The sequence below is a fragment of the Collinsella sp. CLA-ER-H5 genome, assembly GCF_040092375.1.
Taxonomy (GTDB): domain Bacteria; phylum Actinomycetota; class Coriobacteriia; order Coriobacteriales; family Coriobacteriaceae; genus Collinsella.
In genome coordinates, this window is the sequence record NZ_JBBNLR010000022.1 from 1 (window position 1) to 13,953 (window position 13,953).

10 protein-coding genes, 2 tRNA genes and 1 rRNA gene are annotated in these 13,953 nt (G+C 57.7%); 1 reads left to right on the top strand and 12 read right to left on the bottom strand.

What is annotated here, in order from left to right; genetic code table 11:
• From AAAX31_RS08175 to AAAX31_RS08225, 11 genes are all read right to left on the bottom strand, one after another.
• Positions 1-212, bottom strand: a 16S ribosomal RNA gene (locus AAAX31_RS08175); the annotation flags it as partial.
• A gap of 775 nt (positions 213-987) precedes the next feature.
• Positions 988-1,063 (bottom strand) — tRNA-Lys (locus AAAX31_RS08180).
• A 28-nt stretch (positions 1,064-1,091) separates the two neighbouring features.
• Positions 1,092-2,372 (bottom strand): aminopeptidase, encoded by a 1,281-nt coding sequence (locus AAAX31_RS08185; protein ID WP_118935136.1) that lies wholly within the window; start codon positions 2,370-2,372, stop codon positions 1,092-1,094.
• Between the two features lie 89 nt (positions 2,373-2,461).
• Positions 2,462-3,037 carry a hypothetical protein gene (locus AAAX31_RS08190; RefSeq protein WP_117848470.1) on the bottom strand — a complete coding sequence of 192 codons (576 nt, stop codon included), beginning with the start codon at positions 3,035-3,037 and terminating at the stop codon, positions 2,462-2,464.
• Positions 3,038-3,916, bottom strand: coding sequence for a phosphoribosylaminoimidazolesuccinocarboxamide synthase (locus AAAX31_RS08195; protein WP_117743382.1), 879 nt, complete (start codon positions 3,914-3,916; stop codon positions 3,038-3,040).
• A gap of 118 nt (positions 3,917-4,034) precedes the next feature.
• Positions 4,035-5,600 carry an ATP-binding protein gene (locus AAAX31_RS08200; protein WP_117848469.1) on the bottom strand — a complete coding sequence of 522 codons (1,566 nt, stop codon included), beginning with the start codon at positions 5,598-5,600 and terminating at the stop codon, positions 4,035-4,037.
• 11 nt (positions 5,601-5,611) lie between these two features.
• A complete protein-coding gene (locus tag AAAX31_RS08205; protein WP_117848468.1) occupies positions 5,612-6,334 on the bottom strand; it encodes a response regulator transcription factor in 723 nt (240 codons plus the stop codon).
• A 153-nt stretch (positions 6,335-6,487) separates the two neighbouring features.
• Positions 6,488-7,699 carry a twin-arginine translocation signal domain-containing protein gene (locus tag AAAX31_RS08210; RefSeq protein WP_117848467.1) on the bottom strand — a complete coding sequence of 404 codons (1,212 nt, stop codon included), beginning with the start codon at positions 7,697-7,699 and terminating at the stop codon, positions 6,488-6,490.
• On the bottom strand, positions 7,699-7,962 hold the full coding sequence (locus tag AAAX31_RS08215) for a TIGR03905 family TSCPD domain-containing protein (RefSeq protein ID WP_117848466.1): 264 nt from the start codon (positions 7,960-7,962) through the stop codon (positions 7,699-7,701). Before AAAX31_RS08215 ends, AAAX31_RS08210 begins: the two co-directional genes overlap by 1 nt.
• A 128-nt stretch (positions 7,963-8,090) precedes the next feature.
• Positions 8,091-9,437 (bottom strand): adenylosuccinate lyase, encoded by a 1,347-nt coding sequence (purB, locus tag AAAX31_RS08220; protein WP_117848465.1) that lies wholly within the window; start codon positions 9,435-9,437, stop codon positions 8,091-8,093.
• A 426-nt stretch (positions 9,438-9,863) separates the two neighbouring features.
• A tRNA-Gly gene (locus tag AAAX31_RS08225) sits at positions 9,864-9,938 on the bottom strand.
• A gap of 297 nt (positions 9,939-10,235) precedes the next feature.
• Here AAAX31_RS08225 and AAAX31_RS08230 point away from each other — a divergent pair.
• Positions 10,236-13,667 carry a SpaA isopeptide-forming pilin-related protein gene (locus AAAX31_RS08230; protein ID WP_349076856.1) on the top strand — a complete coding sequence of 1,144 codons (3,432 nt, stop codon included), beginning with the start codon at positions 10,236-10,238 and terminating at the stop codon, positions 13,665-13,667.
• 66 nt (positions 13,668-13,733) lie between these two features.
• On the opposite strand, the gene AAAX31_RS08235 is transcribed toward AAAX31_RS08230, so the two are convergent.
• Positions 13,734-13,952: a hypothetical protein gene (locus AAAX31_RS08235; RefSeq protein ID WP_022094153.1), complete on the bottom strand. Its 219-nt coding sequence runs from the start codon at positions 13,950-13,952 to the stop codon at positions 13,734-13,736.
• Position 13,953 lies beyond the last annotated feature (1 nt).

A 13,953-nucleotide genomic window follows, 5' to 3' on the forward strand; every position in this document is an offset into this window, starting at 1 on the left:
GTCGGGGCTTTAGCCGGGGTGCCATGCGGCACCCCGGGGTATCCGGTATTACCCGTCCTTTCGGGCGGCTATCCCGGGGGAGGGGGCAGGTTCTCCACGTGTTACTCAGCCGTTCGCCACTCGCTTCCACCCGGAGGTGGGTGCCGTTCGACTTGCATGTGTTAGGCGCGCCGCCAGCGTTCATCCTGAGCCAGGATCGAACTCTCCGTCCAAAATATTTGGGCTTCGAGCCCGTCCGGTCCTCACAACTATTAGCTGATCGGTTCCGTTCGATTCATATGGTTTTAGTATAGGAAAAGGAATTTCTCGGGGCCGCCTCTCGGCGGCCTTGCGAAAAACAAATCCAAGTTAGACCATTTCAAATGGTTCGATGTCTGCCCGGATGCGACACTGAAGTTAGTGTCCATCCTCGCAGTATCCGGTTCTCAAGGTGCACGCCTGCGCTGGTTCCCGGTTGCACCGGGCCGCGCGGCAAGGAGATATATTGCCAGACCGGAGGGCCCCCGTGGGCGGGAATCGCGCACTCCATATTTTGTTCACAAATGAATAGATCCCTCAGTCGCGTCACTGAGGTTAAAACTGAAGCATTGGCTTCTGATATTGGCGATGACCAGCTGTTTTATGAGTATTGAGACATCGGTCATCTCTGGAGCGCTACTTTACTCCAAAGGCATCAGCTATTTGTTACCCATCGGTAAAAGGCGGGTTTTGTTCGCCAAGCGTTCTTATATATAGATAGATACGGGTTCGAACCCGTGCACCGGCAACAAAAAAGACGGCCAACCGAAGTTGACCGTCTCAACAATCTTTGGGTGGGCCGTCAGGGGTTCAGCCTGCTTCGCAGGCGGCCGCTGCGGCGCTTTCGCGCCTTGCGCGCTGCGCTGGCAAACGCTCACGCGTTTACTCAGCTCCGCGCCCTTTCGGGTTCGAACCCGTGCCGCGGTAACAAAAAAGCGGCCGGCATCCGCCAGTCGCTTTTCTATTCTATGGTGGGCCGTCAGGGGTTCGAACCCTGGACCTTGGGATTAAAAGTCCCCTGCTCTGCCAGCTGAGCTAACGGCCCGCGGGTGGCATTGTACCACGGTCTGGGACTATTCCCAACTCCATTGGCCGTTCTGGAAAATCACAACTTCACGTCCATCAGGCGTAATGCCCGTAATATCGATGTCGTCCGTGCCGATCATAAAATCGACGTGCGTGCTCGAGACGTTAACGCCATGCACCAGGAGCTCCTCCTTGGACATGTCATACCCACCCTCGATGCATTCGGGGAAACCGACACCTAGCGCGAGATGGCAGCTAGCGTTCTCGTCATAGAGCGTATCGTAGAACAGAACACCACTTTCGCGGATCGGCGTGTTCTTGGAAATGAGCGCGACCTCTCCCAGGTGAGCAGCGCCCTCGTCAGTCTCGATGATACTTGCGAGCGTTGCCTTGCCCACGCGGGCGTCGTAGTCCACCACGCGGCCGCCCTCGAACTTAATCCAAAAATCGTCGACTTTATTGCCGTGGTGGATGAGCGGCATGGCCGAGTACACGATACCGTCGGCGCGCATGCGATCGGGCGAAGTGAAGACTTCCTCGGTGGGAATGTTGGGGAAGAAGGGATGCCCTTCGGGCGTCTTGCCCTTGCCGCCGGCCCACTCGTGACCTTTCGTCATGCCAATCGTCAGATCGGTTCCATTTGCCGCGGTGTAATGCAGGTAGTCGAAACGATTGTCGTTCAGGAAACGCAGGTTCTTTTCGAATGCGGCGTCATGGAGTTCCCAGTCGCTCTCTGGGTCCTGGCCATCGGCGCGCGCGGTGTGCAGAATCGCATTCCACAGCTTATAGATTGCAACCTCATCGGCGTCTCCTGGGAACACCTCGCGCGCCCAAGCCACGACCGGAGCGCCGGCGATGCACCACGGATTGATGTTGTAGTCCAGTCCACGGCGGAAAACTTTGCACTGCGTGTTCCTTGCCTTAGAAGCTGCAGCGGGCTTAGCGGGATCGATGCCCTTGAGGGCCGCAGGATCCGCACCCTCAATAAAGACAAAGCAGGCACCATCCTGGGCCAAGGAATCCAGCTGCATGCGCTTCCACTCGGGTGTCTGCTCAAAATAGCTTTTCTCGACATGCTCGTACGTAAGCCTTGTCACAGCATCATCGGCCCAAATGACCGTCACGTGGCCAGCACCAGCGTCATAAGCCTCGGCAACCACCACGCGCGCAAATGACGCGCACTCGACGGGAGACTGAACGACGACCTCCTGGCCGGGCTTAACGTTTACACCTTTGCGGACAACGAGACGCGCATAGTTTTTAATCTTGGGCTCCAGGGACTTCATGCCCTCCAGAGCCTCTTCGACCGTCAGGGCAGCTCGAATCATGTGCCACTCCATCTATCTATAGAACAGTAAAAAGGCGCGCCGCAAAAACGACGCGCCTTATATCTTAGCGATAAGTATGTATGCAAACGCTACTTCTTCTTGGAGTCCTTCTTGTCCTCCTCGGCAGCTGCGCGCTCGATAAGAGCGTTGAGCTTGTTCTCGGACATGCCCTCGGCCTGCGCGCGGTACATGTTGCGCAAGGGACGAATACGAGCGAAGTCGTAGATAAAGTCACCTAAGATGATGACATAGGACAAAACAATGCCGACCATCTGGACGGGACTGGACACCGTGCCGCCGGGAGCGAAGTAGAGCGAAGCCCAAATTGCCACGACGAGTACCATGCCAATGGCGAGCACAATCCACCAGATGCGACGGCGCTTGGTGTAGTCCTCGTCCTGCTTGAGGAGGATATTCGACACCGTATAGATGCGGTCCTCCTTGGCGCGCTGCTTAGCCTTGCGGGCGCGCTTCTCCTCTTTAGAGAGGCCCTCGAGGTTCTCGCCCTTCTCGAGCTCTTTGCGGCGTGCCTTAGACGAAGCCGGCACGACGCGAACGGAGCTCGCTGCTTGGCGGGCGGGCTTAGCAGATGCGGCAGACTTGCGCGCAACCCCGGTAACTTCGTGGGATTGCGTGCGCTTGTTCGTGGCGCTACGGGTACTCACTTATGCGTTCTCCTTCATGCTTGTGAACTGGGAGCCCGTGATGATCTGGAAGGCCTCGCGATAGCGCTCGGACGTGCCATCGATGACCTCGGCGGGCAGGTGCGGGGTCTCCCCCGTCATATCCCAGTTGGCCTTGAGCCAATTGCGGACGAATTGCTTGTCGTAGCTAGGCTGGATCTTGCCCTCCTCGTAGCTGGCAGCAGGCCAGAAACGGCTGGAGTCGGGCGTGAGGCACTCGTCGATCAGCGTGACCTTGCCATCAATAACACCAAACTCGAACTTGGTGTCGGCAATGATGATGCCACGGGTCGCGGCGTACTCGGCAGCGGCCTTGTAGATCTTGAGGGAAAGGTCGCGAATCTGCGCGGCGATGTCCTCACCCACGATCTCGCAGCAACGCTCGAACGAAATGTTCTCGTCGTGGTCGCCGATCTCGGCCTTCGTGGACGGCGTGAACAGCGGCTCGGGAAGCTTGGAGGCCTCGGTCAGACCCTCGGGCAGCTGAATGCCGCAGACGGTGCCGTTCTCGTCATAGGTCTTCTTGCCCGAACCGGTCAGATAGCCGCGGACGATGCACTCGATAGGAATCGTCTGGGCCTTCTTGACCAGCATGGCGCGGCCTGCGAGGTAGTCACGATACTCGGCAAACTCCTCGGGGAAATCCGCCGGATCGATGGAAACGAGGTGGTTGGGAACGATATCGGCAAACTTATCGAACCAGAATGCCGAGATGCGGTTGAGCACCTCTCCCTTAAACGGAATCTCGTCGGGAAGAATGAAGTCGAACGCAGAAATGCGGTCGGTGGCGACCATCAGCAGGTTTTCGCCGGCATCGTAGATATCACGAACCTTGCCACGGGAATCCGGACGACGCTCCATCGTTGTCACGTGAGTCACTCCTTACCTAAATACGACAGAAATGCGGGTTCTTTCCCGCATGTTTTCGCAAACTCGGAGCGGCAGGGACGCGGCCCCTCCTTCACCGAATAGCGAAAAGCTAGTGCTCCATTGTAGTAGATGCCGCGTCCGCCGTGTGCTCGCGGGGCAGATGAATTGTAAAAGTCGTACCCTTTCCAAGCTCCGACTCCACGGATATGTAGCCATGGTGACGCTCGACGATCTGCTTGGTCACGGCGAGGCCAACGCCCAGGCCGCCAGCTTCGCGGGCGCGGCTGGCATCGGCGCGCCAAAACCGCCCGAAGATGCGCGACAGATCGTCCTTGGCAATACCGATACCGGTATCCGAAACGGCAATACTGACATGCTTGCGGTCACTGAGCACCGACACCACGACCCAACCGCCCTCGGGGGTGTAGCGCATGGCGTTGCTCATGAGGTTGATGACGCATTGCGTGATCATGTCGGGATCGGCTTCGACGACATCGTCGTGCCCCTGGGTTTCATCTGCAAAGCGAAGACGAAGGTCACGGTCGGCAAACAGACGCTCCTGGCCGTTCACAATCGATCGCACGAACGGAACCATGTCCACCGGTTCTAGATTGAGCGGAGCCGTGCTGTTTTCCATACGCGATAGGTCGAGCATCTGCTGCACCAGACGAGCCAGGCGACGCGTCTCGGAAGCGACCGTCTCCAGGTGTTCGTCGTCGGTGGGATACACACCGTCTTGCATGGCCTCGACCGTTGCAAGCATGGCCATGAGCGGCGTGCGCAGCTCGTGTGCAACGTCTGAAGTCAGGCGCTTCTCGTGCTTCATATCTTTCTCGAGTGAGGTGGCCATCTCGTCGAAGGTCTCTCCCAGCTGATCGATCTCGTCATCACCGCGCAGTCCCGTGCGAGCCGACAGGTCGCCGTCACGGATTTGCTTTGCGGTACTGGTGATGCGATGAATCGGCTTGGTGAGCATGCGCGACACGAGCGATCCGATAACGACCGAAATGCAGATTGCAACAACCGCGGCGAGGGCCATGGCGTTAAAGGTCTTCTCCCTAAACGCAGAGTCCGCCTTGGTGAGCAGCGCGTCGGAGCCGATGGCCCACAGCTTTACCTGTCCGACATGCTCGCCGGAAGACGTTACAATCTCGACGTTAGCAACGCTATCGGAGTCGGTTGGAGCAGACGAGACCGGGCTATGCGATGCCCTCTTGCCGCTCGTGTCGTCGGTCGTAGCCTGGTTTTCGCGTACATCGGCGGTGGCGCTTGCCGAGGGCCAGGAATCGTCATAAACGATCACGCCCTTTTTATTGACGACCTGCATACCCAGATCGTCGGAAACCAAACTCGACGTTGCGACCGTGCGCAGTTCCCCCGCGGTCCAAGAGCCGTTTTCCTCATATGAGGTTGCCAACTTCTCGGCAGCGGAATTTGCGATTTCGACGATATTGGAGCGTGTGTAATCCGAAAAGACCGTGCCCCACACAACAGAGACAACGCCCACCAGCACCAATACTGTCATGAGCGATGTCAGAGCAAAAGCAAGTGCCATGCGCGAGGGATAGCTCATCGTTGGCCGTGAATCGGAACGAGGCGTGTTCCAACTAGCCTTGGAACCCGCCTCGCTCTCCTGCTTGTGCTTTTGTCCGATTTCAAAGCGCGCAGGTGTCATATGTGATTTCCCTATTTCTCGTCCGACTTATCGATCTTGGCCGGAGCCTCGAAGCGATAGCCGACACCATGGACGGTGTAGAGCCACTTGGGCTTCTTGGGATCATCGCCCAGCTTGGCGCGAAGATTCTTCACGTGGCTATCGATGGTGCGCTCATAGCCCTCAAAGTCATACCCGAGCACTTTCTCGACCAGCTCCATGCGGTTATACACACGGCCGGGATGGCGGGCGAGCGTGGTGAGCAGCTTGAACTCGGAAGCCGTCAGATCGACTTCCTTGCCCTCGACCAAGATCTTGTGGCCCGAGATATCGATGACCAGATCGCCGAAGTCGAGCACCTCGACGGCGGGCTCGTCGGCCTGATGGGCACGGCGGAACAGAGCGCGAACGCGGGCGACGAGCTCGCGCGGCGAGAACGGCTTAATCAGATAGTCGTCGGCGCCGAGCTCAAGACCGATAATACGGTCCTCGATCTCGCCCTTAGCCGTCAGCATGATGATGGGGACATCCGAGGTATCGCGAATGGTGCGGCAAACGCGCTCGCCGGGAATCTTGGGGAGCATAAGGTCGAGCACGACCAGGTCGAACTGATGCTTCTCGAACTCCTCGATCGCGGACTGGCCGTCGCCGACGCCCACAACCCAGTAGCCTTCGCGCTCGAGATAGGCAGCGACGGCGTCACGGATTGCCTTCTCATCCTCGACCAGCAGAATCTTTTTTGCATCTGAAGCCATAACACGGCCCCCCTGTCTCAATTAGCTAAGAACAAGCCCATTTTAACGCACCTGAACCCGCCGGATGCCGCTATGACGCGGCAGCTCGGCGGGCGGTACTCACAATTACAACGCGTTTATTCCCCTGTTGGCGCCTTTTTAACCCCTCTAAGCTTAAAGAGAGAACAGGCGTGCAGTGACCGTCTCTGGTATACCCTGGCTGTTGCGCACCGTGGCGTACGTAAGGAATGAGTCCGATTTTCCCGCCGTAGCTGGATAATCGCCATACTCCAAAGCGCGGTCGGGCGACAGCAGTGAGCCATAGGTCTTGGCAGAGGTGTCGATCAGGAAATGCGACGCCTGTACCTTAACAAGGTATTTATTCTTCTTGCCAGCCGCACATGCGAGCGGCTCGCGTGACAGAAAGAGGTACGGCCCTCCCTCATTACCGATATACGTGCCCATATTGCCCAGGCTGCCCACGCCACTATAGGCCGCCTCGATAGAAAACACGAAGGTATCGCCCATATACACGGCCTCGAAAGGCGAGACTGACGAGGGAAGGACTAGCTGGGCACGCTTGGTGTTGTTGCCGTCGGTCAGATCGATTGCCGTTATGCCGTAGTAGACGCCCTCGTCGTTGCGGACACGCGGCGAGATGGTCAAAATGCCGTCGCTCGCGCGCGGGGCCGATGCAAAGCGGCCCGTCGATTTCCAAATTGTCTCGGCCTTGGATTCATCAAGCGAGCGACGATAGCAAAACGAATCACTACTCGTTTTATTGCCGCCTGCCGAAGGCATTTTATACCAGATGACTGATGACCCGAACGCCGTAAACAGGGGCGGATCATAGTCCTTGCCACCTCGATCGAGCTCAACCGCATCGCCAGAGAGCGAAGCGCCCGACAGATTTTGAGCGTAGAGCTTCCACGATGAATTGGCAAAGTTCATCTCAACCCACGCGAATACGCCGTCGCCGGCGCGGACATCGTAGAATGCATATCCCGTGCCCTCGACAGGATCCTCGATTAATGTGGTAAGCGAGCCATCGCCCAGGTTGAGCACACCGAGCGTGTTGGCGTGCAGTGCCGATGCGGGCGCCATCATCGCCGCGGCGTAATCGCCGTCGCAGTAGTACAGCAGCGTACCCAGAGGCAGCGTCCACGACGCCGCCGGCTCAAGATCGATGTCGACTGCCTCGTACTCATCCGTAATCGAGATGATTTTGGAATCGTCCTTGATAACCTGCGGCTCGCCGGCAGCATCATCGCTGGTACCCGGTTTTTTCGAGCATCCGGCAAGCACCGTGGCAGCGCCCGCGGCAGCCCCACCGAGTACAAAGCCGCGACGCGATATTCCGTTCTTGATGTGATCGGCGATACCCATTAGGCGATCTCGGCGCGAGCGGCCTCGATAGCGCGCGTAAGCTGGTCGGCGCAGGAGGTCTTTTTCATACCGCAGGTATTACCGGCGAGAACCTCGATTACGCGATCGGCAGGAGCGCCCTCGACCAGCTTAGAGATTGCCTTGAGATTGCCGTCGCAGCCACCGGTAAACTCAACGCCCATCACCTTGTTGCCGTCATCGGAAAGGTCAAGGTGAATATTGCGAGCACACACGCCCTGAGGCTTGTAATCAAACGAAATCATGCGATCCCCTCTCAGAATGTTATTCGAGACGACTATTATCCCCGTCTTTCCCTAAATGCAACGAGGCGCTTCGCCGGCAACACACATTACCAGCAAAGCGCCCTAAAAAGCTAACGTTATGCCCGAACCTACTCGAAGCTCAGCTGCTCCAGACGATCAAAGACCGTGTCGATACGGGTGAGGAAGTCCCACGGATCAAAGATCTCGTCGAGCTTTTCCTTGCTGACGGTGCAGCGCGGGTCAGCCTCGAGACGCTCCTTAAAGGTAGGGCCGGAGACACAATCCTGTACCTCGTGCCAGGTTGCCATGGCGTTCTCCTGCACAATGGCGTACGCGTCCTCGCGGGTGATGCCCGTGTCGACGAGGGCGAGCAGCACCTTGGAGGAGAAGATGAGGCCGCGGGTCTTATTGAGGTTGGCCATCATGCGGGCAGGGTACAGCTGCAGGCCGTCGATAACGCGAATGAGGCACTGGAACATGTGGTCGAGCGCGATGAAGCTATCGGCCTGGGCGACGCGCTCGGCAGAGGAGTGCGAAATGTCACGCTCGTGCCACAGGGCGACGTTGTCGAAGGCAACCTGCGCGTTGGCCTTCACGACGCGCGACAGGCCGCAGACCTTCTCCATGGTGATGGGGTTGCGCTTGTGTGGCATGGCTGAGCTGCCCTTTTGGCCCTTACGGAACGGCTCCTCGGCCTCGAGCGTATCAGTCTTCTGCAGATTGCGAACCTCGGTAGCGATGCGCTCGCAGGTGGCCGCAGTGGTGGCAAGAACGCCGGCGAGATAGGCGTGATGGTCGCGGCTGATAACCTGCGTGGACAGCGGGTCGTGAACCAGGCCCAGGTGCTCGCAGACGTACTCCTCGACGAACGGCTCGATGGAGCTGTACGTGCCGACAGCGCCCGAGATGGCACCAAAGGCAACGTTCTTGCGGGCATCCTCAAGACGGTCCAGATCGCGCTTGAGCTCCCAGGCCCAAGAGCCAAACTTCATGCCAAAGGTCATCGGCTCGGCATGGATGCCATGAGTACGGCCGGCGCAGAGCGTGTTGCGCTCCTCAAAGGCGCGACGCTTGCAGATCTCGCCGAGTTTTTTGACGTCCTCGATGATCAGGTCGCAGGCCTGGGTGAGCTGGTAGCACAGGGCCGTGTCGCCCAGATCGGAGCTGGTCATGCCATAGTGAACCCAGCGGCTGGGCTTGGGGTCGTCCTCGGGAACATCGGCATCGATGTACTCCTTCATGTTGGTCAGGAAGGCAATGACGTCGTGGCGCGTGACTTCCTCGATCTCATCGACCTTCGCCTTCTCAAAGTTGGCATGGTCGCGGATCCACTGGGCCTCGTCTTTGGAAATACCGATCTTGCCGAGCTCCGCCTGGGCCTCGCAGGCCAAGACCTCGATCTCCTGCCAAATGGCGTACTTGTTCTCGAGGGAGAAAATGTGTCCCATCTCCGGGCGGGTATAGCGATCGATCATAGCGGCTCCTTTTTGGTTATTGGCACGTTGGTCGTAACCCATCCATTGTACCGTGCGCAGGTGCAAGTATGGGCAGCAGGCATTAACCTAACATTTTGGAATTGGAGCGAGCAACGGGACGTCCGCGTTATTTGCTTCGCAAATCCGCACCGGCTTCAGTGGCATACCGAGACCCGAGGAAGTGCGGGGGCAAAGCAGGCTGAATCTACCATTCCCAAAATCTTCCTTGCTCCATGGAGCGGGCAACGGGACGTCCGCGTATTTGCTTCGCAAATCCGCACCGGCTTCAGGCGCCTGTCGGCGCCTTCGCCTGCTCGCTACAAACGCTTCGCGTTTGCTTTACGCTCGCACCCTGTCGGGTTCGAGTCCCGGCGCTTTATTGAAAAAAGCACGGCACCGTAATGGTGCCGTGCTTGTGCTTCTGGCTGGAGCGGGCAACGGGACTCGAACCCGCGAGTGTCAGCTTGGGAAGCTGATGCCTTACCACTTGGCGATGCCCGCATATGTGGGGGATAGTATAACGCGGTTGTCTTGTTCGATACAAGGGTGTCGATGCTTGTTTTAGCTGTGGAGAATCGTTTGAAAACCGCGCCAATTGTGGAGATGAGGACCTTTGTCTTTCTTTTCTTACCATCTTCTACCTGCATTTTTATCTGATTGTTGTATTTGAGCTCGATTTGTCAGAAATCGGGCAAGCTTTTGGTCAGGCTCCGGTACTTACCCGCATGAACCTCGGGGGTAGCCTCATCCTACGCGTCGCAACCTCCCCATGCGGCGCACGAGGGATAAGGAGCAGCCATGTCCAACGCACCCACGCACTCTGTCCACAGCGCAATCGCAACAGGTCCGCTGCTCCTGCTCCTCTTCCTGCTTTTCGGCTGCCTGACACCGGGAGCCGCATTTGCCGTCGATGGCTACGATCAGCTCGGCTTCCGCACTATTAGCGATGATTGTGGGCCCTTCTTCATCGGCAAGTATGAAGCTCAAGACGCCTCGATTGCCTACTGCATGAACCAGGAGCGCCCCGGCCCCACCAAGCCGGGCGGCCCATGGCTCAACTTTGATCAAGGCTGGGTGTGGCTCGACGACGAGTTCGCGGCAATCGTTTGTCACGGATATCCTACCGCCACGTCGTTTGGCGGTTACCATCTTTCACCCGATCGCGCCCGCGCCGCAACCCAGCTTGCCGTATGGATGCTCAACGGCACTACCCATGTCGACGGTACTTACTCTTACACGACCGCTCAGGGCAAAACCAAGAGTGGGCACTTTACCACTGACAATGAAGTCGTGGCGGCGGCGCGGTGGCTCCACGACAGCGCAAAATCAGGAAGCATCAAAGCCGCTCCGCACCGCGCGCGACGCTATCTAGGAGCCGTATCGGGCGGCAGCAAACGTCAGGACATGCTCTATGTACTGCCGGCGGTCTCTGTTTCCTTCAAAAAACAGTCTGCAAACGCCGCCATTACCAGCGGAAACAATACTTATCAGTTTGACGGGGCAACATTCGATATTTTTGAGAGCGCCAGCGGCGCGCATGTCGGCACCATCCAGATGGACAGCAACGGTCGGGCGCAAGCAACACTTCTGCCCAACACGGCATACTACCTAGTTGAAACGAAGGCGCCGGCCGGCTATGTCCCCCGTCGTGATCGCATCGCCTTTACCACGGGGAATGACGGTGGACAGGTCGCCATTGATGAACAGCCCGGCACCATCAACCTGCGTATCGTAAAACTCGATGCCGCGACGAATGCCGGCCCCCAGGTGGGATCTTCACTCGCAGGAGCAGAGTTCACGTGTGTGTCGCAATCAACCCCTGGATGGGCGCAGATCCTCACGACCGACGAAAGCGGTCGGGCTACCCTCGTCGATGTCCCCTTAGGAACCTTTACCATCTACGAATCAAAAGCCCCCAAGGGCTACCTGCCATCCAACGACAGCTGGACCTATACCGTTGGAGCCGACCAGCTCGGCGATTCAGGCGTAGTCGAGATCGAATCTCGCATTTCCGATATCCCCATTGCGTTTGACCTTGAGATTTCCAAATTCAAGGATTACGGCAATAGCGACCAATCCGGCCTGGAGCAACCGGCGGGTGGTGTTGTCTTTGAGGTTGTCAGCAACAGTTCTCAGCAGGTTGTTGGCACACTGACCACAAACATCTATGGCTTTGCCTCCACCAAAGATCAGCCCGAAGCATGGTTCGGCACAGGCAAGCGACCCGCCGGTGTCCACGGAGCTGTCCCATACGACCGTGCCGGCTACACGATTCGCGAGGTTCCGGAAACCGTCCCCGAGGGTTTTAAACGTGCAGGGGAATGGACCGTCGGGGCCAATCAGATTTCCAACGGCGCCGAGCTTCAATATATCGTGGACAACCACGCGCTGTCGACGCATCTCCAGATTGTAAAACGCGATGCCCAAACAGGCGCTTCTGTTCCACTAGCCGGATTCACCTTCCAACTCCTCGACAGCAAACACGAACCCGTCTCACAAACTTGCTGGTATCCAGCACATAACGTAATGGACACCTTTACGACTGACGCGACCGGGACCGTCACACTGCCCGAATCGCTCGTGCCGGGCACTTATTATGTACGCGAAACCTCGGCCAAAGAGCCCTATCTTGTCGGCGAGGAGATCGAGGTAAACATACCCGCCGACATGAACCTAACGCCCGTTGCAATCGCCTCGTATTATGACCACGCCGCGACCGGAAACATCAGGATCGTTAAAACCGATGCCGTAGACGGCAGCAGGCTCGCGGGCGCCATCTTTGAGATCCGTGCCTCGGGTGATATCGTGCGCCCCGATGGTAGCATTGCCGCGATCGACGGTGAGACCGTCGCGACCGTCGCGACGGATGAAACTGGCGAAGCACGCGCAGACAACCTGCCGCTGGGATCTGGTACCGCGCGCTACGAGGTTGTCGAGACTCAAGCGCCGACCGGCTTCTTACTCGACCGGACGCCCCATATCGTAGACCTCGCTTATGCCGACCAGAAAACGCCCGTTGTAGAAGCACGGCTTAACGTATCCGACGATTACACCAAGGTTGATATCTCCAAGGTCGATGCAAGCGGTGAGCAGGAAGTGGAAGGCGCACAGCTCACCTTATATGGTCCCGATAAAACCGAAATAGACTCCTGGACCTCATCCGACAAGCCGCACCGCGTCGAACATCTTGCACCTGGCACCTACTCGTTGCGCGAAATGATGTCTCCGCGGACCTATGACCTTGCCGAGGAGATAACGTTTGAAATAAAGGATACGGGAGAAGTCCAATCCGTCGCGATGAAGGATGCACCCATCGAGATCAAGGGGCAGGTCGACAAGCGTCAGGAACTTGTCCAACCTATCGAAAAGGGCCTGTTGGCTAACGGCGATGGTAAAAACCGCGCCGCGACGCAAACCAATAGTGATGGGCTTTTCTCCTATACCATCGATGCTCGAAACGATTCCGCTACTTGGGTTGATGAGTTTACGATTACCGATGATCTTGAGTGCGCCAAAGACGGCACAGCGAGATTCATCTCAATCGAAACCCCCGTCGCCATCGGCGACCTCAACGGCCTGTGCAACGTATGGTATCGCACGACGCCGTTGGACTCGACAGACGTCGATGAGCCGGCAAACGCGACACTTGACGATGGGCACGAAAATCCTTGGCTTGAGTCCGACGAAGTAAAAGAGAGCCTGGGTGAGGACTGTCGCCTCGTCGATTACGACGGTTGGCACCTCTGGAAGGCGGATATCTCGACCACGGAATCCACCACACTCGAGGCGAAAGAACTCGACCTTGCATCCAATACCGTCGTAACGGGCATTCGAATTGAATACGGTGCGGTAGCCGCCGACTTTACGACTCGAAGCGATGCGGATTCTTGGACCCGCGATGATCTCAAAGATGAGCACGACGACCTTGACGATGCCAAAGCAATCCTTGGCACAGACGCTCGGGGCGCAGTCGTACACATGCAGGCAACGTCGGCTTATACGCCCCAAACCGCACTCACCAACAGCGCGCGCGTCGATCTTTGCCGCAACGGTGGCGGCGATAAACTTGAGTCACATGACGAGGACAGCGTCATTCAACGCTGTACCCTACCGCAGGACCTACCGGCAACAGGATCAGTTCCCATCGCCGCTTGCATCACCGCGCTCCTGACCTCGGGTGCCGCAGCCCTATGGTTCGCTCGCCTTAGGTCGATCCCAAAGAAGCGCTAGCGCGATGAAAAAGCGGGCGAGCCAGTCCCCTGGCTCGCCCGCTTTCAATCATGTAAATCGCCGTATCTACTCTGCAGACGAAGATCCACCATCAACGATTGCCTGCTCGGACTCAGGAATCCCATCGGCACCCGTGCTCTGTTCTTGCTCCACCTCTTCGCTGATTGCGGAGGCGGGGGTCGAGCCCTTCGCACCCACGATGTAGGCGGCCCCAAATCCTAACGCAATGGCAATCAAGGTCAAAATCACGTAGACAGGCCAATGGCGCTTAATATACGAAAACACG

What these genes read in the sequence shown, in the direction of transcription:
- AAAX31_RS08200 (WP_117848469.1), bottom strand. Translation starts at nt 5,600, where the DNA reads ATGACACCTGCGCGCTTTGAAATCGGACAAAAGCACAAGCAGGAGAGC.
- AAAX31_RS08195 (WP_117743382.1), bottom strand. Translation starts at nt 3,916, where the DNA reads ATGGAGCGTCGTCCGGATTCCCGTGGCAAGGTTCGTGATATCTACGAT.
- AAAX31_RS08230 (WP_349076856.1), top strand. Translation starts at nt 10,236, where the DNA reads ATGTCCAACGCACCCACGCACTCTGTCCACAGCGCAATCGCAACAGGT.
- AAAX31_RS08210 (WP_117848467.1), bottom strand. Translation starts at nt 7,699, where the DNA reads ATGGGTATCGCCGATCACATCAAGAACGGAATATCGCGTCGCGGCTTT.
- AAAX31_RS08205 (WP_117848468.1), bottom strand. Translation starts at nt 6,334, where the DNA reads ATGGCTTCAGATGCAAAAAAGATTCTGCTGGTCGAGGATGAGAAGGCA.
- purB (WP_117848465.1), bottom strand. Translation starts at nt 9,437, where the DNA reads ATGATCGATCGCTATACCCGCCCGGAGATGGGACACATTTTCTCCCTC.
- AAAX31_RS08185 (WP_118935136.1), bottom strand. Translation starts at nt 2,372, where the DNA reads ATGATTCGAGCTGCCCTGACGGTCGAAGAGGCTCTGGAGGGCATGAAG.
- AAAX31_RS08215 (WP_117848466.1), bottom strand. Translation starts at nt 7,962, where the DNA reads ATGATTTCGTTTGATTACAAGCCTCAGGGCGTGTGTGCTCGCAATATT.